Origin of the sequence: Prescottella defluvii (assembly GCF_000738775.1) — a bacterium.
In the GTDB taxonomy this organism is placed as follows: Bacteria; Actinomycetota; Actinomycetes; order Mycobacteriales; family Mycobacteriaceae; genus Prescottella; species Prescottella defluvii.
In genome coordinates, this window is the sequence record NZ_JPOC01000019.1 from 18,168 (window position 1) to 44,645 (window position 26,478).

Sequence of the window (26,478 nt, forward strand, 5' to 3'; positions counted from 1 at the left end):
GGTTACCTCCCAGGCATCGATTCTCCCACCTCGACGAGCTCGCCCGGCGCCCACGTCCCGTCGAACCACGGCTCCAGCGGACCGTACAGCCGGAGCATCGGGAACCAGCTCTTGCCGGGGACGGTGCAGATCCAGTTCGACTCACGACCCGGCGGCGGCGTCGGCCCGAACCACAGCACGAACGACCCGTCGTCCTCCGAGACGACGGTGCCACTCAGGCTCATCAGACTCGGGTAGGGGTTGTCGGTCTGCAGCAGTGACCGTGTCTGGGTGTCGTAGATGTCGACCGACCAGAAGTTCTTCGCGGGCGGGTTCGCCGGGAGGGTCAGGCGGTAGCTCTTGCCGCCGTCGAGGATCGCCCCGTCCGCGTCCTCGGCCGTGTAGGCGTACGCGGACCCCGCCCCCACCTGGGCGTGCGCCATCGCCGGGGTGATCACGGTCGCGAAGTAGTGGAACAGGGTGCGGGCGTCGAGGAGGCGCGCATGGTCGCGCAGGAACTCGTAGCTGCCACCGACGAACGCCTGCTTCCACGACGAGCCGGCGTACAGATAGCTGTCCGCGTCGCGCGGGAAGTACACGAGCGCCCGGCTGATCCCGGCCGCGGTCCGCGCGGCGGTGTCGAGGATGCCGCGCATGCGTTCGTCCGGCGCGAAGGGCGTCCCGTGGCGGATCCCGACGGCCGCGAGCTGACCGGCCCGCTCGGGATCGAGCGATTCCGCGGGTTCCTCCTGCACCAGTTCGTCGATCTCCTCGAAGAACGAGAAGTCGTTCGCGTGCACGGTGTTGAACTTCTTGTCCGCGACGTTCACGAACGCCATCGCAGGCGGATCCGCGGCATCGGCGAGGCGGTAGACCCGGGTCGTCTTGACCGCGTCGACGCCACCGAGCGCCCGGAAGACCGCCCAGTTGGTGAACGTGGGGGTCCGGTAGACGAAGTAGCCGTCGGGTTCCTCGCCCTGGTAGCCGGGTGGCAGGAACAGGTACTTGCCGCCCTTGCCCTGGTCCGGTCCGGCGATCCCCATGTCGGCGACGTAGCGGAACCAGAAGTCGTCCACCACGCACAGCGACTCGGCGGGCGGTTCGATCACGACGGGCCCGTCGCGCAGGTCGAAGAACATCGTGGCGTAGGTGGTCTCGGTGTTCGGGGTCAGGAAGTAGCTGCCCGAGTTGGCGCGCGGGTCGGTGTAGGCGATCGTGCCCAGGCCGTCGATGCCGACGCTGCGGAACCCGCGCCGCATCGCGACGAGCGAGGCTCCCGGGACCGAGTTGAGGAAGACCTCGACGCCCCGCAGGAAGTCGAGGCCGTCGTACAGACTCTTGGTGGTCTCGGGCAGGGGTACCCCGTCGAAGAACTCGAACGTTCCGATCGGGGTCCCTACGCGGTCGGGCATCCCGACCCCCGCGAGGGCCTGCCCGAGGGCATCTCCTGCGTCGTGCATTCTGAACCTCCCCGTCCGACGATCGTCGGCGCCGACGGTAAGCGACTGCCGGGTCCTCCGTCCTCACCCACACGGGGTGATCCCTTCCGCCGACGCAGATAGAGGGGAATACTCGCCAGTAGCTTTGTCGATAGTTCTCCGATCGCTCTCGTCGAGGAGGCGGATCATGGCGGCACCGACCCAGGTCACGGAAGAACAGGCGCGAGCACTCGCCGAAGAATCCCGGGAGAGCGGCTGGGACAAGCCCCTCCTTCGCCAAGGAACTGTTCCTCGGGCGGTTCCGGCTCGACCTCGTCCATCCATTCCCCCGGCCCGGCGCCGCCGACGAGGCGCGGACCGAGGCGTTCCTCGCCGATCTCGAGCGGTACTGCCGAGGCATCGACGGGTCGGTGATCGAACGCGAGGCCCGGATCCCCGACGAGTACGTGGCCGGACTGACCGCGCTCGGATGCTTCGGGCTCAAGGTCCCCACCGAGTACGGCGGACTCGGGCTGTCCCAGGTGGCCTACAACCGCGCACTGATGATCGTGACATCGGTGCACGGGAGCCTCGGCGCACTGCTGTCGGCGCACCAGTCCATCGGCGTACCCGAACCGCTCAAGCTGGCCGGAACCGACGATCAGAAGGAGAAGTTCCTGCCGCGCTGCGCGAAGGGTGCGATCTCGGCGTTCCTGCTCACCGAGCCGGACGTCGGCTCGGATCCGGCACGGATGGCCTCGACCGCCACCCCGACCGCGGACGGCTCCGCGTATCTCCTCGACGGCGTCAAGCTGTGGACCACCAACGGTGTGGTGGCCGAACTGCTGGTGGTGATGGCGCGGGTGCCGCGCGGCGAGGGGCACCGCGGGGGTATCAGTGCGTTCGTCGTCGAGGCGGACTCCCCCGGCATCACCGTCGAACGCCGCAACGCCTTCATGGGTCTGCGCGGAATCGAGAACGGCGTCACCCGGATGCACCGGGTTCGGGTCCCTGCCGAGAACCTGATCGGACGGGAGGGCGACGGCCTGAAGATCGCGTTGACCACCCTGAACGCCGGCCGACTGGCGATCCCCGCGATGTGCGCGGCGGCGGGCAAGTGGTCACTCAAGATCGCCCGCGAGTGGTCCGCCGAGCGCGTGCAGTGGGGCAGGCCGGTCGGCGAGCACGGCGCCGTCGCCGCCAAGATCTCGTTCGTCGCGGCCACGACGTACGCACTCGAGGCCGTACTGGAACTGTCGGGCCAGATGGCCGACGAGGGACGCAACGACATCCGGATCGAGGCCGCACTGGCCAAGCTGTGGTCGAGCGAGATGGCCTGCCGGATCGCCGACGACCTCGTCCAGATCCGCGGCGGTCGCGGCTACGAGACGGCCGCGTCGCTGGCGGCGCGCGGTGAACGTGCGGTCCCGGTCGAGCAGTTGATGCGAGACCTACGGATCAATCGAATCTTCGAGGGTTCGAGCGAGATCATGCGACTGCTCATCGCCCGTGAGGCCGTGGACGCGCACCTGACCGCAGCGGGCGACCTGGCCGACCCTGCAGCCGACATGCAGCACAAGGCCAAGGCGGCGCTCGGCGCGAGCGGCTTCTACGCCAGGTGGCTGCCGCACCTGTTCTCCGGCAAGGGCCAGCTGCCCACGTCGTACGGTGAATTCGGCTCACTGGCAACGCATCTGCGGTTCGTCGAACGGAACGCCCGCAAGCTCGCCCGCTCCACCTTCTACGGGATGGCACGTTGGCAGGCCGGCATGGAGAAACACCAGGCCTTCCTCGGCCGGATCGTCGACATCGGCGCCGAACTGTTCGCGATGTCGGCGGCGTGCGTTCGCGCCGAGATGGAACGCGCCGACACTCCCGACCGGGGTGCGACCGCCACCGACCTCGCGGACGCCTTCTGCCGACAGTCGCGGTTGCGCGTCGACCGACTGTTCGCGGCACTGTGGGAGAACACCGACGACACCGACCATCGGATCGCCCGTGACGTCCTCGGCGGCGACTACACCTGGCTGGAGGCCGGCGTGCTGGATCCGTCGGAGGGCACCGGGCCGTGGATCGCGCCCTGGGCGCCGGGCGCCTCCACCGAGGAGAACCTGGCCCGACGCTTCTCCGCCCCGGCCGAGGCGGCCACGGAGGAATCTGTGGACTAGCGGATCCGGAGAGCGCTCCCGCGCTCTCCGGGCAAGCGCGGAGGACGAAAGTGCGTGGCCGACGGCCGATTCTTCGGGACGAGCCGTACAGTGGGGACCGCCCGGAGACTTACTCGTTCCCGCGCCGACCCACGCACGCCAGACAGTGATCGAGAGCACGCGAGTCAGCCGCGGCGCCTACCAGCGTCGGCGGGGCGAGCCATCGACATCCTCGCGCGGAAATGCGCCCCGGCCGTTCGGGAGCCCGCCGCCCGCGCGATACCGACAGACGAAAAAGGACACGCCGTGAACAGCAAGCACGATCCGGTCGACGGACGACTCTTCTACGACCCACGAGCCGCAGCTGAGGGGGACCGGACTGCCGTCGATGAGCTCGCCGGCCCCGTCGTCGCGGATTCGCACCCGACACCGAGAAGCAGCGAGGAGATCCATCGCGCGCTCTTCAGCACCCGGTAGCCCTCCACACCAACGCTTCTGACACTTCTCGCCGGTATCCCCCAGCGCGGGCCACGGGGCCGATTTCGGGACTTCCCACCGAATGTGTGGTTGACTGTGGTTGGTCGTAGTTTTTGTTCGCGTTAGCCACGCTCGCAAATTCTTTGTTGCGGGCGGTGTGGATATTTCGTTCGGAAATCTTCTCGTCGTGCAATATTGGCCTGACTCTGCCCAATTTCGGCAGGGTCGTTGAGTATGAGAAGAGGAAATTCACATGGCAGAAGGCACCGTGAAGTGGTTCAACTCCGAGAAGGGGTTCGGCTTCATCGCACCTTCGGACGGTTCTGCTGACGTCTTCGCGCACTACTCGGAGATCCAGAGCGGCGGATTCCGCAACCTCGAGGAGAACCAGCGCGTGCGGTTCGAGATCGGTCAGGGCGCGAAGGGCCCCCAGGCGACCGGTATCACCGTAATCTGACCCACCCCCGTTTCTTCCCCCTCGCGGGGATGTGAGGCCACGTCGGGCCCCGCCCCTTCCATGCAAGGGGGCGGGGCCCGACGCGTTTCCCACGGGAGAACTCGAGCTACCGGGAAATCCTTAGCCCCGCAGACCGATCCGAGAAACCTGAGCCCTCGGACAGCCCCGCAGAGGGTCCTGTTGCCAGGACGGTGGCGATACTGCCCGACAGCGGGCGCACACCGAACCCGGATCATCCTCCAGCCACCGAACCCTTTGGCGCAAAGCATCTTTCAGGGATGAACGACCCCGCGCAGATTCTCCGCAGCCCGCGCCACGGCGGTCAGCTCCGCCCGTGCAGATTTCATCGCGGCGGCACGACTGAGCGGGACAGCCCGCACCGCGTCATCCTCGACCGGCCGCCGTCCGCCTGTTCGGGTCGCCCGTTCCCGCTCGTCGTGCACGCGCTGTCGATCCGCATTCACGCGGCGCCAGAACGCTGCATCAAGAGTGAGAGACATGGGTTCCATTCTGTCAGTGAGTGGTTCACCGAAGCGAACCGGAGCCGGGATATCCACGGCCCGCTCCTCCGCCACGCGGACTCGCCGGCACCGGACCACTTTCGCCGGCGCGACCTGAATCATCGAATGGGTGACGACCATCACAAAAAGTCTACAGTGGCGACTGTAGACAAGCGCACCTGCCCGTTGTATTGTTCCTTCTGTCGATACAGAAGGATCCGAAACGGCAGGCAGAGGACGAACTGCCTGCATGGAGGAACAAGCTGGTAGTAGGGCGGGACGTGTCGAGAAGATGTGTTGATGTGTTTGTCGAAGGACTCGACGCGTCCCGCCATCTACCGGGCAGCAAGATCGGCCCGGTAGAGAAATGCAGGGAACAACAGGTAGTTGCAATACTTGCGGCGTCGGCAGTTCGATGCCGCACCCGGGCGGTAGCGAGATCGCCGTCCCGGAGCGTCGAAGGAATATCCCCAACTGGGAGGTGGTGCACTGTCAGCTGTTACACGATCGAGTCCCGTCCACCGAGGCGGGGAACAAGTACGGATGCCGGCCCGATGGCCGGTCTGAGTAAGTAAATCCCCTCGGGCCCCGGCGCCGCACAGGCGCCGGGGCCCACGTCCGTGCACACGAAAGGCGTCACGCACATTCCGCCGAAGCCAGACGACAGTAGCCAGAACGCCAGCGGCCCGGGCGACAAGTTCGACGACGAGGACTACCCGGCATACAGCATGGGCCGAGCCGCCGAACTCCTCGGCGTCACCCAGGCGTTTCTCCGCAGCCTCGACACCGCAAATCTCATCACCCCGCTGCGATCCGAGGGCGGTCACCGCCGCTACTCCCGCTACCAGCTCCGCGTCGCCGCCCGCGCCCGTGAACTGATCGACCAGGGCACCCCCACAGAGGCCGCCTGCCGCATCATCACCCTCGAAGACCAACTCAGCGATGCACAGCGCATCAACACCGAACTCCGCCAGGCGCAGCAGCAGCAGGCGAGCGAAGCCATCGATCGCGAAAGCACCACCGACTGAACACCGCCGGCGGTACATGCCGGACACGCTGATGGGGCCGCGTGCGACCTCAGGCGGGCTGCGCGGTCACGACCACGTTGTCCTCGTACGTGAAGCCGGAAGGTAGATGCGGATCGGGAACCGTTGTTCCACCGCAGGTTACGAGAGCGAGCAGTGGCTCGCCTGCGGTATCGAACAGATCATCCGGCAGCGCCGTCTTTTCGTACAGCCGCAAACTGCTCGCGCGATAGGTCCACACCTGACCGGACTGTCGCTCACGAAGATGGGTGTGCCCGGCTCGATCTGGTGTAGCGCCCACGTCGCGCCTCGGGTGCGGTCCCCGTCGTCGACGTGGCCGGCAACCAGATTGGCGCCTTCACCGGCTCCGAACGCAACGCCGTTTGCGAGATGTGAGACGAACCTCGGAGCGGGAAGCACCATGCCCCCGGAACCGATTCCGGTGGAAACCATGCTGCGCTGATGTTCAGGTCCGGAATTGCCAGCGTGTTCGGCGGCAGATCCGGCCGCTGGATCGGTGCGGTGGAATCGAGGAATGACAGGTCCGACGCAGCGAATGGGTTCTCGGGTACCAGCGCCGAGAGCGGCTGCCCTGCCGTTCCTCACTCTCACGCCGGAAGCGCTGGACTGGATTGCCGCTGCCGGCCTCGAGCAGACATTGACCACATCAGGGATCGACCCGAGGAGCTGCCCGCGGTTGGTCACCGAACGCGTGACCACCGTGCGGCTGACCCAGCGGGAACTCGAGGTGCTCCGCGAACTCGCGAGCGGCGGGACCATGACGACGATCTCCGTGCGGATGTTCGTGTCACTGAACACGGTCAAGTCCCAGATTCGTAGCATCTACCGCAAGCTCGGTGCGCATTCCCGGGCAGAGGCGATCGAGACGGCGATTCGTCTGCGGCTGCTCTAGTTCCGCTTTCCGATACCGAGCGTCATCGATCTGTTCGATCCGGCGAGCCCGATTACTTTCCTCTCCGTGAGGGGTCTATCTGTGCAAGGGCCGCATCTGCGGGCAGGGCACCGGCCGGATGGTACGGACGATGACTAGGGGAGAACCTCTGTGGCACACGGGATGAAAACGATCGACGCCAACGGCGTCACACTCGGGGTGGAGCACTTCGGGGACGCGACAGCGCCGCTGATCCTCCTCGTGGGCGGAACCACCATGCTCTCGTGGCCCGACGCCCTGTGCGCCGCTCTCGCCCGCGGCGGGCACCACGTCGTGCGGTACGACCTGCGCGATTGCGGTGCGTCGACAACCGTCGATCCCCGGTCGCCGGCCTATACGTTGCGCGATCTGGCGTCGGACGCCGCGGCGCTCGCCCACGAACTCGACTCGAGGCCGGCGCACCTGGCGGGTATCGGTGTCGGCGGAATGGTCGCCCAGGTCGCGGCGCTCGATCATGCGGACGCTTTCGGCGCACTCACGCTCGTCGGAACGCGGCCTGTCGCTCCAGGGCCGGTCGACGACGATCTGCCCGACCACGACGAGGCGACAATGGGCAGGCTGTTCTCACGCCCGATGCCGGACTGGTCCGACCGCGCCGGCGTGGCGGAGTTCGTCGCCGTCGGCGCCGACATCCTCGGTGACGACCCCGCCGCCGCGCGCATGACCGCCGAACGCATCTGGGACCGCGCGCAGAGCACCGAGCCTGCGGCCCAGATGGCGAACCATCTGAGAATGGTGTTCTCCAAGCTCGACTGCGGACCGCGCTGGCGCGAACGTCTGCCCGAGCTCACGATCCCTGCACTGGTGGTGCACGGCAGGCACGACCCATTCTTTCCCGTCGGCAACGGCGAGGCGTGCGCACAGGAGATCCCCGGGGCCCGGCTACTCGTGATCGAAAATGCAGCGACCGCGATTCCCGCGGCGGCTACCGATGAGGTGACGGCGGCGATGCTCGCGCTCAGGCGGTGATCCCGCGTCAGTGCGCCGCCTTCTCCTTCTTCTTCCGCTTCGGGATCAGGTGCACGATCAGGACGACGATCGCACCGATGATCAGTCCGACGACCGCCGATGCCACGGTTCCCGCGGTCCAGGACAGGACGCCGCCGAAGCCACCGTGCACGAGTTCACCGAACCAGTGTTCGAGGTCGTGGAGACGGTCTGCCGGCCAGTGGAATCCGGCTTCGCCGACGTTGACGATCAGGATGTGGCCGCCGACCCACAGCATCGCGGCGATTCCGACGACGGTGAGGACCGCCATCACCTTCGGCATCGCGGCCACGAGGCCGCGGCCGATCCGCTGGCTGACGGTCGACTTGCGCTGCGCGAGTGCGAGACCGACGTCGTCCATCTTCACGATCAGGGCGACGACGCCGTAGACAAGGATGGTGATGAGGATCGCGACGACGATGAGCACCGCCAGCCGGGTGAGGAACGGTTCGTCCTCGACCGACGACAGGGAGATCACCATGATCTCGGCGGACAGGATCAGGTCGGTGCGGATGGCGCCGCTGACCATCGCCTTCTCACGCTCGGGCCCGTCCTGCGCCGCGGCCGTGTCCTCGTCCTCGTGGTGACCGCCGGTGAGCGCCTCGTAGACCTTCTCGGCGCCCTCGTAGCAGAGGAACAGGCCGCCGGCGATCAGCAGGTAGGGCAGGGCCTGCGGCAGGAACTGGCTGAGAATCATCGCGACCGGCAGGATGATCAGGAGCTTGTTGCGGATCGATCCGATCGCGATCTTGCGGATGATCGGCAACTCCCGCTTCGGGGAGAACCCGTGCACGTAGCGGGGTGTGACGGCGGTGTCGTCGACGACCACGCCCGCCGCCTTGATGCTGGCCTTGCCGGCCGCGGCGCCGATGTCGTCGATGGATGCCGCGGCCGCTTTCGCGATCGCTGCGACGTCGTCCAACAGGGCGACAAGACCACCAGCCACGGGAACCTCCCAGTTCGGATGTGCAGATCCGGTCTGTCGACACGCACTCGCGGGTCGACACAGAACGGTACCGAACCCGCGGTCACCGGCGCGGCACCGATCAGGTCATCGGCAGCCAGACCGGCTCCGCCGGGATTCGCTCCAGCACCCCACCGGCGAAGACGTCGTACAGCGGGAGCTGCTCGGTGTGCACGTACCCGATGTGGCAGTCGCACACGTCCAGCGGGCAGGGCCGTGGTCGCAGCGCGTCGCGGAAGGAGCCGTCGTACAGGTTGCCCAGTTCCTCGGGGACGAAATGACAGCGCCGGACCGTGCCGTCGCCGTCGACGGACACCACGGTGTCACCGGTGCGGCACGCCCGCCCCCGCGTCCGGTGCGGATGCCGGCTGTACTCGAACAGCGGGTCGAGCGTCGTCCACTCGGCTGCATCGGCGTCGGTGTACTGGTGCCCCTCGGCGGCGTTGACCCACAGATACACCGGATCGGGCAGCTCGGCGCGCAACCGGCGAGCTGCGACGAGATGCTCGGGCAGTCCCACGACGCCGACGCTGAAGCGCACACCGAGCGCGGTCAGTTCGGCGGTCTTGGTGAGGAACCGATCGTGCGGGGTCTCGCCGGGGTGGTACGTGCACCACAACGCGACGGTGTCGCGCTCGGCGTCGGCGAGCCACCCGGTGCGGCAGCTGAGGTTGGTCTGGATCGCCACCCGTCGCACGTGCGGTAGCCGGGACAACTCCACCAGGGCCCGCCGGTACCAGGAGCGGACCAGGCCCTCCCCCCACGGTGTGAACAGGATCGACAGTTCCTCGTCCTGGCCCGCCACCCACGCGCAGAAGCGTTCCAGCGCGGCGCGGTCGGCGCGCAACTGTTCCGGGGTGTCCCGACGTTTCGCGAACGGGCAGTACGGGCAGTCGTAGTCGCACGACGCCAGCGGTCCGCGGTACAGGATGGTCAGCACCGTCAACGGCCCTCGTACTCGGCCATCGCGGCGCGCACCTGCGGCGAGAACAGATCCGGTCCCAGCGCGTCGGAGTAGGCCAGGCCCGATTCGGTCAGCCGCAGCCGGCCACCGTCGGCGACGAGCCACCCGCGCCCGGACCACCGGTCCAGCTCGGTACCGAAGTGCTCGTGCGGGTCGGCGCCGAATCGGGACCGATAGTCCGCCAGCGGCATTCCCTCGGCCTGCAGCACGGACTGCAGCAGGTGCCGGCGTCGGGACTCGTCCTCGGTCATCGCGTGTCCCACGACGGCGCGGCGGAAGTCGTCGACGGTGCCCGCGACGTAGTCGTCGATGATGGCGCGCACCTCCCGCGCGTCGACCGCGTAGTCGAAGGAGTAGTGCAGGGAACGGGTGTACGACCTTGCGCCGCAACCGAGTCCGATCATGCCGTCGGTCTGGCACGCGTAGTCGTTCGGACCGTGATCGGGTGCGTCGGCGCGCCGGAACATCCGCATCGACTCCTGCACGTAGCCCGCCGCGATCAGGTGGTCGCGTCCGCGGCGATAGAGGTCGAGCCGGAGCGCGTCCCAGTCCGGGTCCGGCCCGCCGCCGCGTCGGGCCAGGCCCGTCAGCGGCCGCACGTACAGCGGGTACAGGTACAGCTCCTCCGGCCGCCAGGCCAGCGCGGCGTCGAGGGAGGCGGCCCAGGACTGCGGTGTCTGGCCGTCGATTCCGTAGATCAGATCGATGTTGAGGACGTCGATCGCGGCGTCCCGGACGCGCTGCAGGGCGGCCTCGACGTCTGCGCGACGCTGCGGCCGGACCGCGGCCCGGGCCTCGGTGTCGTCGAAGCTCTGCACACCGAGACTGAGCCGGGTGATTCCGCGTTCGGCGAGGACCGCGAGCCGGTCGGCGGTGGCCGTCGCCGGCGACGCCTCCACCGACAGCGGGATCGCCCGCAGGTCGGCGCCCATGCCCTCGGCGATGTCGCACAGCCGGTCCAGTTCCGACGCGGTCAGGTAGGTGGGGGTCCCGCCGCCGAAGGCCGCCGTCGCGAACTCCGCCGACGGGGCCAGCGCCTCCCGCACCGCCTCGGACTGCCGCTCGAGGGCGTCGAGGTAGCGGGTGGTGAGCTCGTCCGGCGCGCCGACCCGGGTGAACAGATTGCAGAAGCCGCAACGCACCTCGCAGAACGGCACGTGGAGATACAGCGACAGCGCGTCCTGGGGTTCGTCCGCCCACAGTTCGGTCAGCGCCGGGCGCGGGTCCAGCGTCCGGTACGCGGTCTTGTGCGGATACGCGTACACATAGTTCTGGTACGGCGCAACGTAATCCGCGGTGACGGTATCCGGCGGCACCGGCAGGGGCAGGTCGACGGTGGTCATCTCGGTCCCTCGAGGAAGAAGTGGGCGTACGGCACCGTCCACACCAGGGGGTGGCCCAGCCGGTGGCCGGTGTAGCCGTCCTCGCCGTAGGTGGTGCCGTGGTCGGAACAGACGATCGCGAAACACCGTCGCCGGCTCGACACGGCGTCGAACAGACGTCCGATGTGCCGGTCCACGTACTCCAGCGCCGCTGCGTGCGTCGCCCGGGTGTCGCCGTCGTCCGCGGTGGCACCGGCGGTGAAGAACCAGTTCGGTTGGTGCAGTGCGGAAACGTTGACGAACAGGAACAGTCGCCGGTCGGAGGGAAGCCGGTCCACCACCCCGGCCGCCACGTCCACCTGCGCCTCGAACGAGGTCGGCGACGTCACCCCCAGTTCGGGTGACCAGTGCGCCTCGTCGAACATCCCGGGCAGCACCGATCCCAGCGCGCCCTGGCGGTTGAAGAAGCCGACGCCGCCGATGCATGCCGTGTGATAACCGGCGGAGGCGAGGCCCGCAACGAGATTGGACTCCGCGAACACGAAAGTTCCGTCCGCGGTGGACTCGCTCCCGGCGAAGTCGGCCGCGAACAGCCGCGGGTGCGGTCCCTGCCCGACCGGGGTGGGCAGGAATCCCGCGAACATCGCCTGGTGCGACGCGTACGTGAAGCTGCCGGGAGCATGGCGCTGCTCCCACTGCCCGCCGGGCAGGTGCTTCGCGAGGTTCGGGATCCGCCCGGCGGCCGCGAGCTCGCATGCCACGTCGTAGCGCAGGGTGTCGAGTGTGATCAGCAGGATGTCGTCGGATCCGACGACGGTGGTCATGTCAGGCTGCTGCAGCATCTGCCCATCCTTCGATCGCGGCCAGTTGCGCCGCGTAGGTGTCGAGATCGTCGGCGCGGCCCGGGAGCCCGTTCAGGCCCGGGAGCAGATCGCCGAAGGCGTTCACCTCGCCGACGGCCGCACCGCGCCAGTCCGCGGCGGGCAGCAGGTCCACCCCGACACACAGGGTGCGGGGGAAGCAGGCGGCGGCCCGTTCCGCGACGGCCAGCGCGTTCTCCCAGCCGTACCCCGCGGAATCGAATGCGGCCCGCGCGGTGTCCAGGTCGCCGCGCTGCCCGCCGAGGTGCAGGTTGGTCATGGGATGAGTGCTGGTGCGCAGCACCGCGTGGGTCGCCCGCCCGGCGACCACCACGATCCGCAGATCGACGGCGCGGCCGCCAATCGACGGCTTCGGCAACCAGGCCTCGATGTGCAGGCGTTCCCCGGCCAGCGCGTCGATCAGGGCTCCCACCTCCGCGTCGCCGGTTCGTCGGCGCACCCGCAGTGAGTTGTAGATCCCGTCCGCGGCGATCTCCACGCTGCTGCGGGCCTGGACCCGGCCACCGGAGGCGGTCTCGACCGCGACCACCCCGGCCGCGGACGATCCGTGTGCGGGCTTGACGAAGAACCGCCGCAGCCCGGCCGCTTCGGCCAGATCGCGCACCTCCGACCAGTTCCGCGGCACCGGCGCATCGTTGCCCGAGGTTGGCGACATCGGCACCGGCACACCACTGTTCGCGAGGACCGCGTGGCATCGGCGCTTGTCGAACAACACCGCCAGATCGGCCGGGTCCGTCAGTCGACGGCCGCCGTGCAGCGTGCCGACCGCGGTGAGCAGCGACGCGTACCCGCGCGGGCCGTCGGCGATCCGGGTCGGATCGCCGGGGCCGCGCAGCATCGCGTCCACGGCGGGGTTCTCGCCGGGCGAGTCGAGGCGCACCCACTCGTCGGCGTCGAAGCGCGCTCCACGCGCGGTGAGCACCTCGCTCCAGGACACCACCCGCGGGGTGGGCAGGCCGGAGCGGGCCGCGGCGTCCAACAGCATTGTCACGCGGCGGTTCTCCGGATTGCCCACGACCGCCAGTCGGGGACGGATCATTCGCTGACAGCGACCGACCGGTAGATCGTCCCGTCGTACTCGTCCTCGTCGGCGTCCTCACCGTCGAGATTCAGTTGCACGCCGGACGGCTCGAGTGCCGTCCGCAGGCGCTCCCGCATGCCGTCGCTGAGGTAGTTGTGGTGCAGGTCCAGCGACTCCAGGTGGGTGAGCGACTGCCCCGCGAGCAGCGCCTCGGCACCGGTGTCGAGCAGGACGCCCTTCGACAGGTCCAGGACACGCAGCTGCGGGACGACCGCTGCGGCCGCGACGGCGGCTGCGATCTCGTCCTGGTACTCGCTGTTCGAGAGCGCGAGGCGCGTCAACCGCGGGAGCGTCTTCCCGGAGAGGATCGGCGCGAGATCCTCCACCGTCGAATCGGCGCCGTAGTTCTCGTCGCCCAGCCACAGCTCGAGGTCGGTCAGGGCCGGCAGATCCGACGCGGCCACGGCCCGGACCACGTCGACGGACAGGCCGCCCGTCTCGATCACCAGGTGGCGCAGGTTCTCGTGCCGGACCGGGGTCAGAGTCAGGCCGGTGCCACCGCGCACCCCCAGGCGCTCGAGTCGCGGAAACGCGGTCAGCAGCGGAGTGATGTTCGACTGGGTGATCCACGAGATCTCGCAGTCCTCGAAGGTCATGTCCCCGAGGAACAGGGCCCGCAATGCGGGCAGTTCACCGGCCGCCGCGACGAGCGCCGCCACCACGTCGGCGGAACTCTCCTCGTACGGGTCGGACCAGCCGCCGACGACGATCGCCTGCACGCTCGACGGATCGACCGAGGCGAGGAACTTGGCCAACGCCTCCGGCCACTCCATCGGCGCCTCGTACGTGGGAACGGTGATCCGCCAGGCGACCGGACCCTGCCCGGGCACCGCGGGGGCCGCGTCGGTATCGATGGGGAACTCCACAACCGGGAGGCCGTGGAACTCCTTCTGCAGATCATTGATGGTCACCGTGGCACTCCTGCTGTCGGGTGGACTCGATGGGCATTATGCCCGGGTTCGGCGGTTGGTCCGGCTGAGGTTATCTCCCCGGTCCGACACGACCGTGTCGGTGCCGTCCCGCACACTGGTCTGCGTGAGAACGGTGCTGGTACCTGACGGCGACGGTGCCACGCTGATCCGGACCGACGAGTCCGGCCGGGCACTGGGCGCGCCGCTGCACGTGCCGGATGTGGCCGCCGCGGTCCGCGAGATCGAGGCCACCGAGCGGCCCCGTTGGGCGTGGGAGGACACCACGCGGGTGTATCCACCGCTGCTGGCGGCAGGGGTGCGGGTGCAGCGGTGCCACGACCTGACGCTCACCGGTGCGCTGCTCGAGACCCGCGCGGGCCGGTACGTCCCCGTGGCAGAGACCCCGGTCGACGACCGGCTGGGCCTGTTCGACGTCGTGCCCTGGACCGCGCCGGACGTCGTCGTCGAGCGGCACCGGCGTCAGATCGAGACGGTCGGGGACGATCCGCGGCTGCGACTGCTGGTCGCCGCCGAGTCCGCGGGCGGGCTCACGGCGGCGGAGATGGGCTTCGACGGCCTCCCGTTCTCGGCGGCTGCGCACCGCACGCTGCTCGAGAACGCACTCGGGCCGCGGGTCCCGGACGACATGCTGCCGGACCGCCTGCGCGCCGTCGCCGACGACGTGAGTGCGGCGTTCGGGCGTCAAGTCAATCCGGCGTCGCAGCCGGAGGTGGTCGCGGCGTTCGCACGCGAGGGCATCGAACTGTCCTCCACCCGCGCGTATCTGCTGCGGGAGATCGACCACCCGGCGGTGGAGCCGTTGCTGCGCTACCGCGACCTGGCCAAGTTGCACAGCACCAACGGCTGGACATGGCTGGACGCGTGGGTCCGCGGCGACCGCTTCCGACCGGTGTACGTGCCCGGCGGTGTGGTGTCGGGACGGTGGGCCAGCCGCGGCGGAGGCGCACTGCAGATCCCGAAGGCACTGCGCTCCAGCGTGATCGCGGATGCGGGTCACACCTTCGTGATCGCCGACGCCGGTCAACTCGAGCCCCGGATACTCGCGGCGATGTCGGGGGATCCGCGGATGATGGCCGCCGCCGGCGCCGACGACCTGTACTCGCCCGTCGCGGCGGAGGCGTTCGGTGGGGACCGGGCGACGGCGAAGGTTGCGATCCTCGGCGTCCTCTACGGAGCCACCGCCGGCGACGCCCGCGCACTACTCGGGTTGCTGCGCAAGCGTTTTCCCGTCGCAGTGCAGTTCGTGGAGGACGCCGCCCGAGCCGGTGAACGCGGCGAGGTGGTCCGGTCCTGGCTCGGACGCGCGTGTCCCCCACCGGACGACGCGTGGTGGTCCGACGGCGACGCCCACGCCCGCGGCCGATTCACCCGCAACTTCGTCGTGCAGGCCACGGCCTCGGAGTGGGCACTGTGCCTGCTCGCAGACCTGCGTCGCCGCCTGGCCGCCGACCCCGGCGACGGTGAACTCGTGTTCTTCCAGCACGACGAGGTGGTGGTCCACAGCAGGCGCCCGGACGCGGCGGCCGCGCACGTCGTCGCGGCGGCCGAGTCGGCGACGCGACTGCTGTTCGGCGATACGCCCGTACGGTTTCCGATGGAGGTCGAGATCAGGGATTGCTACGCGGAACCGGCACCCTCCGACGCCGGATAACGATTCGGCGGCGGCGCATTGCCGGACGTCACCGTCAGCCGTTACCGTTGAGCAGCAAGGTTGGGCAGACAGCCGGCGCGGGGAAGCGTGTCGCCGCTACAGTGTCGCCTGCTTCATGCCTCCCCTCCGTTGTAAGCACTTCGTGAGGGCACCCATGACCCATCGTTACCTGTCCCGTCATTCCGACCACGAGATCCTCACCGCGGCCACAGCATCCCGCCGTCTCGAGACCACCACGCGAGCCCGCGGACGGTCGGAGGCATCCGTGCCCCGTGACTGGCACCACCCCGAGGAGGTCGCCGGATGACCACCCTGTCCGACTCCGAGGTCCGTGTACGGGAGGACCGCGAGACGATCGCGCGCGAGGGGTGCTGCACACTGCGGATCGCGGCGCTGTCGGCCGCGTCGGTGACCGCGGTAACCCTGCTGTTCGGCGGCTCGATCGTCATCGCCGCGTCGGCGGCCGCCCTGATCGTCCTGTGCGTCGTGGCCGCCGCCGTTCTCATCTGACCGGTCTGCCGACTACGAGCGGTCGATCTTGTCGAGCAGCTGCTGCGCGACGTCGCGGAGCTTGGTGTTGGTCTGTTGGGAGGTCTTGACCATCAGCGCGAAGGCGGCGTCGGGATCGAGTCCGTGCAACGCCATCAAGACACCGATGGCGTGATCGATCGATGCTCTCGACTTCAGCGCGGACTCCAACGCTCGGACGGACCGCCGCGCCCCGTCGTAGCGCTGCGTCTGGCGCAGGGCAACCATTGCCGCCGTCGTAAAGGCCTCGAGCAGGGACTCGTCCAGCGTGCGGAAGCCGTCGTCGTCCGGGCTGTACAGGTTGAACGATCCGCTCACCCGGTCGTCGAGCGTCAACGGGGAGGCGACGAAGCTGCCGATTCCGTGGCTGTCGGCGACGGCGGCGATCTCGGGCCATCGCCGTCGGATCTCGTCGCGGCCGATATTCTGTGAAACCTGTTCTCGCGCCGAACGCAGGCAGGGACCGTCGTCGAGATCGTATTGAGTGCTGTCGATCTCGCGTACCCGCGGATCGGTGGCCGCCGCCGTCTCTGCCTTCCCGTCGCGAAGGATGGTCACCCCACCCATGTCGGCGGCCGGCACGATGCGGACCGCGCTCTCGACGAGGCACTGCAGGACATGCTCGAGCTCGTCGACATCGTCGAGCATCCCCGACAGTTCCTGGAGGGAGGACGTGAGTTCGTCGACGCTTCCCTGCAGCTCCGACTGTTCGTCCGGAATCGCTCGCTCGTCACCCATCGGATCCCCCGGATTCACCGTCTCGATGCCCCGACCGTTGCGTCGATTCTATTCCCGTCGACGTGCCACGGGACCGCTTCGACCCGGACTCTGCCGCGCCGCCGGCGATCGTGGCGTGCTGGACCGGGACGAACCGCTTCTTCGGGAGCAGGAACAGCCACGTGGCGAACACGAAGGGCGCGGTGCCCACCGGCAGCGAGATCGGTGCGAACGCCGACAGCAGCGCGGCGTGCACGACCACCGTCACCAGGATGCCGAAGATCGTGTAGATCAGCACCCGCCAGGACGGGTCGTAGAACACCGAACCGAGGGCGACGGCGGTGAGGACGGCGCTGAACCCGTACAGCCCGTTGCCGATCGCGGTGGCGTCGGCGCCGAGCGCGAGGACCGTCGCCATCGCGACGGCCGAGCCGATGAGCGCGAACAGTGCCGCCCACCGCGACGCGACCAGGAGGGCGATCACGAGAACGATTCCGGTCACCGTGTCGTTGATCAGGAAGATCTGGGACACGTTCCGGAACAGCGTGTTCCACAGATAGCCGACGGTGACGTCCGCGTGCGCGGCGGACTCCCCGATCGGCTGGGGGAACTGCGCTGCCGCCAGCGGCGACGTCCCGACGTGGAGGAACTGGAACGCGCCCAGGACGAGGAACCACATCACCAGGTTGAAGGGGAACGTCAGCGCCGGCACGCCCCAGGTCTTGAATACGTTTGCGGTCGCCATGAACACGACGGTCGAGGCGGCCGCGCCCACCACCAGATACACCCACAGCATGGGGCCGCCGGCCAGGAAGGTGGGAATCGCGGCGCCGACGAGAATGCCGTTGTACCCGTACAGTCCGGCGCGCATCGATGCGTCGTCGGAGTTCAGCAGCATCCCCGTGGCCGTGGCGACCACCAGGCCCACCACCGCACCGATCGCCACCGAGACCGATTCGGTCGCGATCGCACCCCAGAAGATCCCCACGACGAACAGCAGCCCGGTGGCCGCGTTGTCCTGGAACATGACCTGACCGGCTCCCCGGAGGTCGGTGTCCACGAGGCGGACGACTGCGTTCCGTTCGACCACGCGGCCCCAGGCCGCCCCGACCGAGGGCACGGCGCTCAACCCCACAGCGGCACAGGCGGAATGGAGGCGCCCAGGACCGTCTCGCGGACCAGCGACCAGAACTCGCGAACCTGGGCGCGTACCGGTTCGCTCTCGGGCCCGAGCACCTTGTAGATCAGTCCGGCGTCGTTCGGCAACCGGCTCGCGCCCGCGAACACCGAGCTCTGCCGGCCCGGGACGATCCGGTCCAGGATCGCCTCCGCGTGGGCCACCGGAGTGAGCAGCACGACGTTGGCGAGGACGTCGTGGCCCCGCATGGCCCCGGCCAGGCGCACCGGCCACCGGCCCGGCTCGATCAGCAGCTTCTCGGCGAACAGGTCTTCCCCACCAGGATGTTTCGCGGCCACGGAGGTGGAGTACACGTCGTACTCGAACAATTCCCCGCCACGGTGGTACTTGCGACCGGGCATCACGATCTCCGAGAACAGCAGCGTCGCCGACGGATCGATCGTGATGTCGGTGTGCGCGACGTAGCGGGCGTGCCGATGCGGGATCGTCATGCCCGGCATGAGTTCCAGGTACGAATCCTCCGCGAGCGTGACGGTCTGCACCTGGGACGCGTAGTTGGCGTCCATCTCGTGCACCTTCGTCGCCGACTGGGTCGTCACGTGCGCCGTCGACCCCGGCCCCATGTCGATGCCGATGTGCAGCCGGTCGCCCTGCAGCACGCACCCGGAAGTGGAAATGATGTAGACACAGGGCATCCCGGGTAGGTTCTCGTCCCAGTACAGCGCCTGCTGCACCAGCAGCGGGGCCTTGCGGTACAGGTGTGCCAGGATCGACCGTCCGCCCCGGTCCTCGAAGCGCAGGTCGAGGATCCCGGTCTTGCCGACCCGCCCGGACGGCGCCTGCCGGGGCTCGTCCTGGTACGGGGCCAGCTCCGGGACCGACCCGACCGAACGCGTCGTCATGTCGAGGCCGCCTCGGCCTTCCCCGGGGCGTCGAACAGGACGCCGTGCACGATCTGCTCCACCACGTCCGAGATCCCCTCGCCGGTCATGCAGTTGGTGAAGATGAACGGCTTCCCGTTTCGCATCAGCGCCGAATCGTGCGCCATCACTCCGAGATCCGCGTGCACGTACGGCGCCAGGTCGGTCTTGTTGATCACCAGGATGTCCGACTGCGAGATACCGGGGCCGTTCTTGCGGGGGATCTTGTCACCGGCCGCGACGTCGATGACGTAGACGAAGTAGTCCACCAATGCCGGGCTGAACGTGAGAGTCAGGTTGTCGCCACCACTTTCGATGAACACCACGTCGGTGCCGGGGAACATCCGTTCCATGTCCTCGACGGCCGCGAGGTTCATACTGGGGTCCTCCCGGACCGCGGTGTGCGGGCAGGCGCCGGTCTCGACCCCGACGATCCGCTCCTCGACGAGGACGCCCTTGAGCGCGCGGCGGACGTGCTTGGCGTCCTCGGTGGTGACCACGTCGTTGGTGATCACCAGGACGCTGGTGCCGCGGTCGATGAACTCGGGCGTCATCGCCTCGATGAGGGCGGTCTTGCCCGACCCCACGGGACCGCCGATCCCGATGCGCGTCGTCTTCTTCATCGTCGACCTCCTAGGTCATGAACATCCGGACGTGGGCACGCACATGGACGGCCGCCAGGACGTCGGCCATCGGGGCGAACGTCGCCATGTCGTCGAGCGTGTGATCGACAACCGCGGCGTAGTCGTCCTCGACGTTTCCGTTGACGTCGAACAGGATTCGTTGCGTCGCCACGTGATCCACCCGCAGCAGCCGCAGTGCCGCGCCGAGTACGGTCGTCGCCGCCCCGTACTGATGCGCCGCGAAGGCGTCCTGCTCGGGGCATCCCATCTCGGCGAGCGCGATCCCGACACCCACCGGATACGTGCCCGGCGTCTCCCCCGCCTCGACAGCGGCGAGCCACTTGCCGAACGTCACTCCTCCGGTCAGCTCGCAGCCGAGTTCGGCGAGCTTCTTTCCCATCCGCGTCGACATGGTGCGTGCCTCCTCGCCGAGCTTGCGCGTGAGCACCGCGTGGTCCGCGGCCAGCACCCGGCCGAAGTCGTCGTCGACGGTGCCGCGGTGCGCCGCCAGCACCGCGATGCCGTCGCACGTGGCCGCCTGACGGACGACGGTAAGTACGAACTCGCGCAGCGTCACGGCGTCGGTCACCACCGACTCGGCCACGGCCGCTTCGAGTCCGTTGGAGAACGAGAACGCCCCGACCGGGAACATCGAGTCGGCGAACTGGATCAGCCGCATCGCCCGGGTGATCCCCGCGGGCGATGCCGGATCGATGCCGTCAGGCTCAGGGCTGCGGGGCATGGGTGTGCCCTTCACCCTCGCGCGCCGCTGCTCCGAACAACCTGCGCGCCTCGTGCGGCGCGAGGTACGGGATCACCTCGGCGCCGGGCCGGAACTCGTACGTGATGCCCTCGAATCCGTGCGTGCGCATCACCGACCCCATCACCGCCTTGTCGACGGTGAGGGGCACATAGACGGTGCCGCCCTTCACCACTGCCGGCCAGTGCTGATTCCCGATCGCGTGGCCCAACTCCAGACAGGTCTGCATCATCGTCTCGGGTGTCGCGTCGAGTAGACCGGTCAGCTCGATCGCCATGACGTCCTTGAGGTTGATCCGTGCCACCACGAGGCTGCCGTCGCCGGCGTCCCGGACCAGAACGTCGCCGTCGCGCAACTGGACGCCGCGGTCGAGCGAGAGCGCGATCTCGACACCGTCCTGGGTGGTGCGCCGCAGCCGGCTCTTCTGTGCCTCCCACTGGTCGAGGACCAGCAGGTCGACCTTTGCTCCCTCGAGGCGGGACCGCCAGTCCGGATCGTCGACGTTGCCGAGGACCGCGTCGACGCGAACAGGCTCCCGAAATCGCTCGTCCGGCACGAGAACACCCCTAACTGAAGAAGTAGAGTTGGTTCAGCCGAATCGATTCCGCGGGTTCGACGTAGGCGTGCACCCCGTCGGCCTTCACTGCGAACGTCTCCGGATCCACCTCGATCCGCGGGGTCGCGGTATTGCGGATCAGGTCCCGTTTGGTGATGGTCCGGGTCCCCTTCACCGCCATCACCTGACGGTCGAGCCCGAGGCGCTCCTTGATGCCGCTGTCCAGCGCCGCCCGCGACACGAACGACACCGAGCTCTCCGCCAGCGCCTTGCCGTGGGCGCCGAACATCGGTCGGTAGATAACCGGCTGCGGTGTCGGTAGCGACGCGTTGGGATCACCCATCGCGTACCAATTGATCATCCCGCCCTTGATCACCATCTTGGGTTTGGCGCCGAAGAAGCCCGGATCCCACAACACGAGGTCGGCCATCTTGCCCGGCGCGATCGAGCCGAGAACGTGCGAAACACCGAACGTCAGTGCGGGATTGATCGTCACCTTCGCGACGTACCGCAGGACCCGGAAGTTGTCGTTGCCGTCCGCGTCCTCCGGCAGCTTGCCCCGTGCCCGCTTCATGCAGTCGGCGAGCTGGATCGCACGCAGCCAGGTCTCGCCGACCCGGCCCATCGCCTGGGAGTCGCTCGAGATCATCGAGATGACGCCCATGTCCTGCAGCACGTTCTCGCCGCCGATCGTCTCGGCGCGCACCCGGCTCTCCGCGAACGACACATCCGAGGGGACCTTCGGATTGAGGTTGTGGCACACCATGATCATGTCGAACAGCTCGGCCTGGGTGTTGATGCCGTACGGCAGTGTCGGGTTGGTCGACGCGGGCAGCACGTTGTCCTCGCCGGTGACCCGCAGGATGTCCGGCGCATGGCCGCCGCCGGCACCCTCGCTGTGGTACGTGTGGATGGTGCGGCCTTCGAAGGCCGCGATGGTGTCCTCGACGTAGCCCGACTCGTTGAGGGTGTCGGTGTGGATGGCCACCTGGATGTCCATGTCGTCGGCCACCCGGAGGGCCGCACGGATCGCGGCGGGAGTGGCACCCCAGTCCTCGTGCACCTTCAGGCCCGCGGCGCCCGCCTCGATCTGCTCGATGAGCGACTGGTCGCCGGACGAGTTGCCCTTGCCGAGCATGCCGATGTTGACGGGTAGCCCCTCGTTCGCCCGCAACATCATCGCCATGTTCCAGGTGCCGGAGGTGATGGTGGTGCCGTTGGTGCCGTCGGTCGGCCCGAATCCGCCCCCGAACAGGGTCGTGACGCCGTTGCTCAGCGCGGCGTACGCCTGCTGGGGGGCCACCAGGTGCACGTGCGGGTCGATACCGGCGGCCGTGAGGATCAACTGCTCACCCGAGATGGCGTCCGTCGCGGGCCCCGTCGTCAGGCCCGGCGTCACACCGTCCATCGTGCCGGAGTTACCCGCCTTGCCGATGCCGGCGATCCGGCCGTCCTTGATCCCGACGTCGGCCTTGACGACTCCCAGCAACGCGTCGAGGACGACCACGTTGGTGATCACCAGGTCCAGTGCACCGTCGACGCTGCACGACGTGGGGTCCTGCCCCATGCCGTCCCGCAGGGTCTTGCCTCCGCCGTAGAGCGCCTCGTCACCGATGACCCGCAGATCCTTCTCGATCTCCACGAACAGGTCCGTGTTCCCGAGGCGGATCTTGTCGCCCTCGGTGGGGCCGAACAGGCCCGCGTACTCCGCCCGCGAGATCTTGGTCATGAGTCCGTACCTCTTCTCCACATCGGAATGTGTCGCCGAAACCTGTGCTGCTCAATCGGATCGGAAGTCGTATTCCTTCGCCAACGCGACCGCCCTCGCCAACCGGGGACGGTACGGCGCATGCGTCGGTCCCCAGCCGTCGACGAAGCCGTTGAAGCCGTACACGCGCTGCTTGCCGCCGAAGGGAACCAACGTGACCTCCTTCCGGTCCCCGGGCTCGAACCGGACGGCGGTGCCGGCCGCGATGTCGAGCCGCCACCCGAAGGTGGCCTCCCGGTCGAACGCGAGGGCGCGGTTGACCTCCATGAAATGGAAGTGCGACCCGACCTGGATGGGACGGTCCCCCGTGTTGCGGACCGTCACCTTCTGCCGCGGGCGCCCGACGTTCAGTTCGATCGGCTCGTCACGCAACACGTACCCGCCGACGGGCACCGCGCGCGAGGCCTGACCGGACCGCCCGGACTTACCGGGTCCGGCGGGCTTCCCCGCCTTTCCTGACTTGCCTGTCTTGCCGGATTTGCTCATCGCAGCAGCCTTCTCGTCGTTCGCTAGCGGATCGGTGAGTGCACCGTGACCAGTCGACTCCCGTCGAGGAACACCGCCTCGACCTGCACCCGGGGAATCAATTCGGGCACGCCCTCCATCACGTCGTCGACCGTGAGGACATGCGACGCGTCGGTCATCACCTCTTCGAGGGTCTTACCCTCCCGCGCGCCCTCGAGGGCGGCCGCGGAGATCACCGCAACCGATTCGGGATGATTGAGCTTGAGCCCCTTCGCCTTCCGCCTGAGCGCGACATCCGCAAGCATGAGGATGGTCAGTTTGTCGAGTTCACGCGGCGTCAGATGCATGCCGGCCTCCTGTGGCCCGGGAGAGCGCGGCCAGGGCAGGGCAGCACCGACCGTCGACGCTCTCTACTGGACTCACCGAACGCTACGTCAGATCCGCCGGACGGCTCCCCCGATTGAGGGATCAAGACCGTAACGACCACGGGGGGGCGGACCGACCGACCCACCGGTCACCGCGACCGCTCCTACGGACCGTCCCGTCGCGATGCCAGACGCAGGGTCGAGATGCGGTGGCCGTCCAGTGCGTCGACGGTGAGCCGCCACCCGTCGACGTCGACGCGGTCGCCCACCCGCGGCAGGCGTTGCAACTCCGCCAGCACGAAACCGGCTACCGTCTCGTACGGACCGTCGGGAAGCACTGTTCCCGTGACACTTTCGAAATCTTCGACGAGCAGGCGCCCGTCCACGAGCCGGGGTTCCTCCTCCGCGCCGACCGTCTCCGACGGGTGCGGATCGAACTCGTCCCCGATCTCGCCGACCACCTCCTCGACGATGTCCTCGAGGGTCACGATCCCGGCGGTGCCGCCGTACTCGTCGACCACCAGTGCGATCTGCGAGTTGTCCTGGCGCATCACCGTCAGGGCCGCGAGGGCAGGCTTGGAACCGGGCATACGCAGCAGCGGGCGCACCAGATCACCGACGGTCGGCGTGTCCTCCGGGTGCGCGAGCAGCAGATCCCGCAGGTGGACGAATCCGGCGACGTCGTCGAGGGTTTCCGCGAGAACCGGGTAGCGGCTGTGCCCCCGCGCGAGGGCGTCACCGCGGGCGCGCCGCACCGGACTGTCGGCCCGTAGGAAGTCCACATCGGGGCGGGGACGCATGACCTCCACGAGCGAGCGCCGGGCAACGTCGAACACCTCCGACAGCACCCGGCGCTCCTCCTCGGCCACGGCACTGTGCCCCGTCACCAGATCACGCAGTTCCTCGTGCGTGATCTCCTCGCCCTTGCGCGACGGATCGCCACCGAGAATCCGTACCAGCGCATCGGTGGAGATCGACAGCAGCCAGATCACCGGACGGACCAGTCCGGCGAATCGTTCGAGCGGTGGCGCGGTCACCAGTGCCACCCCGGTCGCGTTCTGGAGCGCAATGCGTTTGGGTACCAGTTCACCGAGGACCAGCGACAGGTAGGCGATCACGAGCGTGGTCACGATCAACGCCACCGCGTCCGCCTCCCCGCTCGACAGCCCCCAGTTCTGCAGCGCCGGAGCGAAACTGGGCGCGATAGTGGACGCGCCGTACGCCGCGGAGAAGAAGCCCGCGACCGTCACGCCGATCTGCACCGCGGACAGGAACCGATTCGGATTCCGGGCCAGGCCGACCGCTCGTTCGCCACGACGCCCACGCAGTTCGAGGGCACGGAGCTGACCGTCCCGCAGCGACACGAGTGCGATCTCGGTGGCCGCGAAGACGCCGCCGATCAGGATGAAGACCACGACCAGGACGACGTTGAGGAGCGTGCCGCCGGTCACGGCGGACACCGTCGGTGTCTTCGTCGGTGGCGGTCCATGGTCCTTTCACCTCACCTGGACGCGTCGGCGCCCTCACCCCGAGACTAGCGCCGTCGCGCGCGGCCTGTAGGCGACGGAGACGTCGACCTCCCCGTATCGTCGAATCGACGGACAGCAGCGCTCCACGAATCGGCAAGGACCACAAACCAATCGGAGGAGAATCATGAGGCTTGACGGAAAAGTCGCGATCGTCACGGGCGGCGTCGGTGGCATCGGCCGGGGCATCACCCGCGCCTTCACCAAGGAGGGTGCGCGCGTGCTGGCCGTCGACATCAACGACGAGGCGGGACGCGCGCTCGAATCCGAACTCGGCGACTCGGTCCGCTATCTGCACGCGGACATTTCGCTCGAGCCCAGTGCGGCGGAGATCTGCGGCGCCGCCGTCGACGCGTTCGGATCTGTCGGCGTCCTCGTCAACAACGCACACGTCTCGCGTCAGGCGCCCCTGCTGGAGACCACGCAGGACATGATGGACCTGTCGTTCGGTACCGGCTTCTATCCCACGTTCTGGCTGATGAAGGCGTGCCACGAGCAGTTGAAGGCCACGGAGGGTTCGGTGATCAACTTCGCGTCGGGCGCGGGGATCGACGGACAGGTCAATCAGGCGTCGTATGCGGCGGCGAAGGAGGCCATTCGCGCCATCAGCCGTGTCGCCGCCAACGAATGGGCGCCGGACAACATCAATGTCAACCTGATCTCGCCCCTCGCCCTCACCGAGGGTGTGCAGGCGTACATCGCGGCGAACCCGGGCATCGAGGACAAGCTGCTCGGGCGCACCCCGTTGCATCGCTTCGGGGATCCCGAGGCCGACATCGGACGGGTCGCGGTGTTCCTCGCCAGCGCCGACGCCTCCTACATCACCGGACAGACGATCATGGTGGACGGCGGCAGCATCATGCTGCGCTGACCGGGGAGGGCCTCGCCGAGATCACGGCCCCGTCCGACGAGGCTGCTGCCGCCGCTCTGGACGGGCTGCTCGATCTCGACCCGGACGTCGTCGAGGCGGACCGGGCGCTGTACCGCATCGACCCGGCGGAGGCCTCCCGTCCGCGCGTCCGCGCGGCGGCGAGCGGCACTCCGGTCCTGGAGGCCAAGCGCATCGAGCCGCGTGTCGCCCTCGGCAGGCTCGAGGAGGCCCTCACCGGCCGGTCCTACGAGGAGATCGTGGCGGGGCCGCGGCGGGGGTCCCTGGTCGCCGCGGGCGAGGATTCCGTCGTCCTCGCCGTCGCCGACGAGTTGCGCGACGCGCTCGCCGGCGTGGATGGCGGCGCCGTGACTGCGGCGGCCCGGGTGTGGATCTTCGACGAGGCCGCCGAGCCGTCCGAGGAGTCCGCGCCGTTCGTCGCCGCGCTGGCCGAGTTGGCAGTAGATGCGGTCGCTCGCGGCGACCGCATCTACTACCACGTCGTGG

General features: G+C 68.5%; 29 protein-coding genes and 1 pseudogene. 10 read left to right on the top strand and 20 right to left on the bottom strand.

The genetic code is table 11. The annotated features are described in order from the left end of the window. Window positions 1-2 precede the first annotated feature (2 nt). A complete protein-coding gene (locus IJ15_RS0106740; protein ID WP_051918587.1) occupies window positions 3-1,439 on the bottom strand; it encodes a DUF1254 domain-containing protein in 1,437 nt (478 codons plus the stop codon). A gap of 166 nt (window positions 1,440-1,605) precedes the next feature. Between IJ15_RS0106740 and IJ15_RS24840 the strand changes: the two are divergent. The 3 genes and pseudogenes from IJ15_RS24840 to IJ15_RS0106755 all read left to right on the top strand — a co-directional run bounded on the left by IJ15_RS24840 (window position 1,606) and on the right by IJ15_RS0106755 (window position 4,478). After that, window positions 1,606-3,565: pseudogene (locus IJ15_RS24840) on the top strand (acyl-CoA dehydrogenase family protein). 285 nt (window positions 3,566-3,850) lie between these two features. Then, window positions 3,851-4,021, top strand: a complete 171-nt coding sequence (locus IJ15_RS25990; RefSeq protein WP_156112040.1) for a hypothetical protein — start codon at window positions 3,851-3,853, stop codon at window positions 4,019-4,021. 253 nt (window positions 4,022-4,274) lie between these two features. Then, window positions 4,275-4,478: a cold-shock protein gene (locus tag IJ15_RS0106755; protein ID WP_031937580.1), complete on the top strand. Its 204-nt coding sequence runs from the start codon at window positions 4,275-4,277 to the stop codon at window positions 4,476-4,478. Window positions 4,479-4,750: 272 nt separating this feature from the next. On the opposite strand, the gene IJ15_RS25995 is transcribed toward IJ15_RS0106755, so the two are convergent. Continuing rightward, a complete protein-coding gene (locus tag IJ15_RS25995) occupies window positions 4,751-5,119 on the bottom strand; it encodes a hypothetical protein (protein ID WP_156112041.1) in 369 nt (122 codons plus the stop codon). Between the two features lie 479 nt (window positions 5,120-5,598). Here IJ15_RS25995 and IJ15_RS0106760 point away from each other — a divergent pair, with 479 nt between their 5' ends. Then, on the top strand, window positions 5,599-6,006 hold the full coding sequence (locus tag IJ15_RS0106760; RefSeq protein ID WP_031937581.1) for a helix-turn-helix domain-containing protein: 408 nt from the start codon (window positions 5,599-5,601) through the stop codon (window positions 6,004-6,006). A 49-nt stretch (window positions 6,007-6,055) separates the two neighbouring features. Here IJ15_RS0106760 and IJ15_RS26000 read toward each other — a convergent pair whose 3' ends face one another. Continuing rightward, window positions 6,056-6,244, bottom strand: a complete 189-nt coding sequence (locus tag IJ15_RS26000; protein WP_156112042.1) for a class F sortase — start codon at window positions 6,242-6,244, stop codon at window positions 6,056-6,058. A gap of 456 nt (window positions 6,245-6,700) precedes the next feature. On the opposite strand from IJ15_RS26000, the gene IJ15_RS26400 reads away from it, so the two are divergent. Continuing rightward, window positions 6,701-6,916 (top strand): response regulator transcription factor, encoded by a 216-nt coding sequence (locus IJ15_RS26400; RefSeq protein ID WP_031937582.1) that lies wholly within the window; start codon window positions 6,701-6,703, stop codon window positions 6,914-6,916. Between the two features lie 162 nt (window positions 6,917-7,078). Continuing rightward, the gene (locus tag IJ15_RS0106770; RefSeq protein WP_031937583.1) at window positions 7,079-7,924 is read left to right on the top strand and encodes an alpha/beta fold hydrolase; all 846 of its coding nucleotides are present in this window, start codon (window positions 7,079-7,081) and stop codon (window positions 7,922-7,924) included. A gap of 7 nt (window positions 7,925-7,931) precedes the next feature. Here IJ15_RS0106770 and IJ15_RS0106775 read toward each other — a convergent pair whose 3' ends face one another. From IJ15_RS0106775 to IJ15_RS0106800, 6 genes are all read right to left on the bottom strand, one after another. Beyond that, the gene (locus IJ15_RS0106775) at window positions 7,932-8,888 is read right to left on the bottom strand and encodes a DUF808 domain-containing protein (protein WP_031937584.1); all 957 of its coding nucleotides are present in this window, start codon (window positions 8,886-8,888) and stop codon (window positions 7,932-7,934) included. A 100-nt stretch (window positions 8,889-8,988) separates the two neighbouring features. Further along, window positions 8,989-9,846 carry an STM4011 family radical SAM protein gene (locus IJ15_RS0106780; protein WP_197059771.1) on the bottom strand — a complete coding sequence of 286 codons (858 nt, stop codon included), beginning with the start codon at window positions 9,844-9,846 and terminating at the stop codon, window positions 8,989-8,991. A gap of 2 nt (window positions 9,847-9,848) precedes the next feature. Then, on the bottom strand, window positions 9,849-11,213 hold the full coding sequence (locus tag IJ15_RS0106785; RefSeq protein ID WP_081880621.1) for an STM4012 family radical SAM protein: 1,365 nt from the start codon (window positions 11,211-11,213) through the stop codon (window positions 9,849-9,851). Next, window positions 11,210-12,034 (bottom strand): STM4013/SEN3800 family hydrolase, encoded by an 825-nt coding sequence (locus IJ15_RS0106790; RefSeq protein ID WP_231569444.1) that lies wholly within the window; start codon window positions 12,032-12,034, stop codon window positions 11,210-11,212. Before IJ15_RS0106790 ends, IJ15_RS0106785 begins: the two co-directional genes overlap by 4 nt. Continuing rightward, complete coding sequence (locus IJ15_RS0106795; RefSeq protein WP_031937588.1) at window positions 12,018-13,112, bottom strand: STM4014 family protein; 1,095 nt, start codon at window positions 13,110-13,112, stop codon at window positions 12,018-12,020. The genes IJ15_RS0106790 and IJ15_RS0106795 overlap by 17 nt, the downstream gene beginning before the upstream one ends. Beyond that, window positions 13,109-14,065 (bottom strand): STM4015 family protein, encoded by a 957-nt coding sequence (locus IJ15_RS0106800; RefSeq protein ID WP_031937589.1) that lies wholly within the window; start codon window positions 14,063-14,065, stop codon window positions 13,109-13,111. The genes IJ15_RS0106795 and IJ15_RS0106800 overlap by 4 nt, the downstream gene beginning before the upstream one ends. Window positions 14,066-14,189: 124 nt before the next feature. On the opposite strand from IJ15_RS0106800, the gene IJ15_RS0106805 reads away from it, so the two are divergent. From IJ15_RS0106805 to IJ15_RS0106810, 3 genes are all read left to right on the top strand, one after another. Continuing rightward, window positions 14,190-15,737: a bifunctional 3'-5' exonuclease/DNA polymerase gene (locus IJ15_RS0106805; RefSeq protein WP_031937590.1), complete on the top strand. Its 1,548-nt coding sequence runs from the start codon at window positions 14,190-14,192 to the stop codon at window positions 15,735-15,737. 154 nt (window positions 15,738-15,891) lie between these two features. Beyond that, window positions 15,892-16,044 carry a hypothetical protein gene (locus tag IJ15_RS26005; RefSeq protein WP_156112043.1) on the top strand — a complete coding sequence of 51 codons (153 nt, stop codon included), beginning with the start codon at window positions 15,892-15,894 and terminating at the stop codon, window positions 16,042-16,044. Next, window positions 16,041-16,247: a hypothetical protein gene (locus tag IJ15_RS0106810; RefSeq protein WP_031937591.1), complete on the top strand. Its 207-nt coding sequence runs from the start codon at window positions 16,041-16,043 to the stop codon at window positions 16,245-16,247. The genes IJ15_RS26005 and IJ15_RS0106810 overlap by 4 nt, the downstream gene beginning before the upstream one ends. Window positions 16,248-16,259: 12 nt before the next feature. Here IJ15_RS0106810 and IJ15_RS0106815 read toward each other — a convergent pair whose 3' ends face one another. The 10 genes from IJ15_RS0106815 to IJ15_RS0106860 all read right to left on the bottom strand — a co-directional run bounded on the left by IJ15_RS0106815 (window position 16,260) and on the right by IJ15_RS0106860 (window position 25,028). Further along, window positions 16,260-17,003, bottom strand: a complete 744-nt coding sequence (locus tag IJ15_RS0106815; protein ID WP_031937592.1) for a GAF and ANTAR domain-containing protein — start codon at window positions 17,001-17,003, stop codon at window positions 16,260-16,262. Next, window positions 16,996-18,102, bottom strand: a complete 1,107-nt coding sequence (gene yut, locus IJ15_RS0106820; RefSeq protein WP_081880623.1) for an urea transporter — start codon at window positions 18,100-18,102, stop codon at window positions 16,996-16,998. Before yut ends, IJ15_RS0106815 begins: the two co-directional genes overlap by 8 nt. Window positions 18,103-18,107: 5 nt before the next feature. Beyond that, complete coding sequence (locus IJ15_RS0106825; RefSeq protein WP_031937594.1) at window positions 18,108-19,022, bottom strand: urease accessory protein UreD; 915 nt, start codon at window positions 19,020-19,022, stop codon at window positions 18,108-18,110. Beyond that, the gene (gene ureG / locus IJ15_RS0106830) at window positions 19,019-19,663 is read right to left on the bottom strand and encodes an urease accessory protein UreG (protein WP_031937595.1); all 645 of its coding nucleotides are present in this window, start codon (window positions 19,661-19,663) and stop codon (window positions 19,019-19,021) included. The genes IJ15_RS0106825 and ureG overlap by 4 nt, the downstream gene beginning before the upstream one ends. Window positions 19,664-19,673: 10 nt before the next feature. Beyond that, complete coding sequence (locus IJ15_RS0106835) at window positions 19,674-20,405, bottom strand: urease accessory protein UreF (protein ID WP_197059769.1); 732 nt, start codon at window positions 20,403-20,405, stop codon at window positions 19,674-19,676. Next, window positions 20,389-20,979 (bottom strand): urease accessory protein UreE, encoded by a 591-nt coding sequence (ureE, locus tag IJ15_RS0106840; RefSeq protein ID WP_031937597.1) that lies wholly within the window; start codon window positions 20,977-20,979, stop codon window positions 20,389-20,391. The genes IJ15_RS0106835 and ureE overlap by 17 nt, the downstream gene beginning before the upstream one ends. A 10-nt stretch (window positions 20,980-20,989) precedes the next feature. Beyond that, a complete protein-coding gene (locus tag IJ15_RS0106845) occupies window positions 20,990-22,708 on the bottom strand; it encodes an urease subunit alpha (RefSeq protein ID WP_031937598.1) in 1,719 nt (572 codons plus the stop codon). 51 nt (window positions 22,709-22,759) lie between these two features. Then, entirely contained in the window at window positions 22,760-23,233 is a 474-nt protein-coding gene (locus IJ15_RS26930; protein WP_051918592.1) for an urease subunit beta, read from the bottom strand. A 23-nt stretch (window positions 23,234-23,256) separates the two neighbouring features. Continuing rightward, window positions 23,257-23,559, bottom strand: a complete 303-nt coding sequence (locus tag IJ15_RS0106855) for an urease subunit gamma (protein WP_031937600.1) — start codon at window positions 23,557-23,559, stop codon at window positions 23,257-23,259. A gap of 182 nt (window positions 23,560-23,741) precedes the next feature. Continuing rightward, entirely contained in the window at window positions 23,742-25,028 is a 1,287-nt protein-coding gene (locus IJ15_RS0106860) for a hemolysin family protein (protein WP_031937601.1), read from the bottom strand. 202 nt (window positions 25,029-25,230) lie between these two features. On the opposite strand from IJ15_RS0106860, the gene IJ15_RS0106865 reads away from it, so the two are divergent. Next, complete coding sequence (locus IJ15_RS0106865; RefSeq protein ID WP_031937602.1) at window positions 25,231-25,974, top strand: SDR family NAD(P)-dependent oxidoreductase; 744 nt, start codon at window positions 25,231-25,233, stop codon at window positions 25,972-25,974. On the opposite strand, the gene IJ15_RS26405 is transcribed toward IJ15_RS0106865, so the two are convergent. Continuing rightward, on the bottom strand, window positions 25,920-26,478 hold a 559-nt coding region (locus IJ15_RS26405), incomplete at its 5' end, for a hypothetical protein (RefSeq protein WP_197059770.1). The genes IJ15_RS0106865 and IJ15_RS26405 overlap by 55 nt on opposite strands.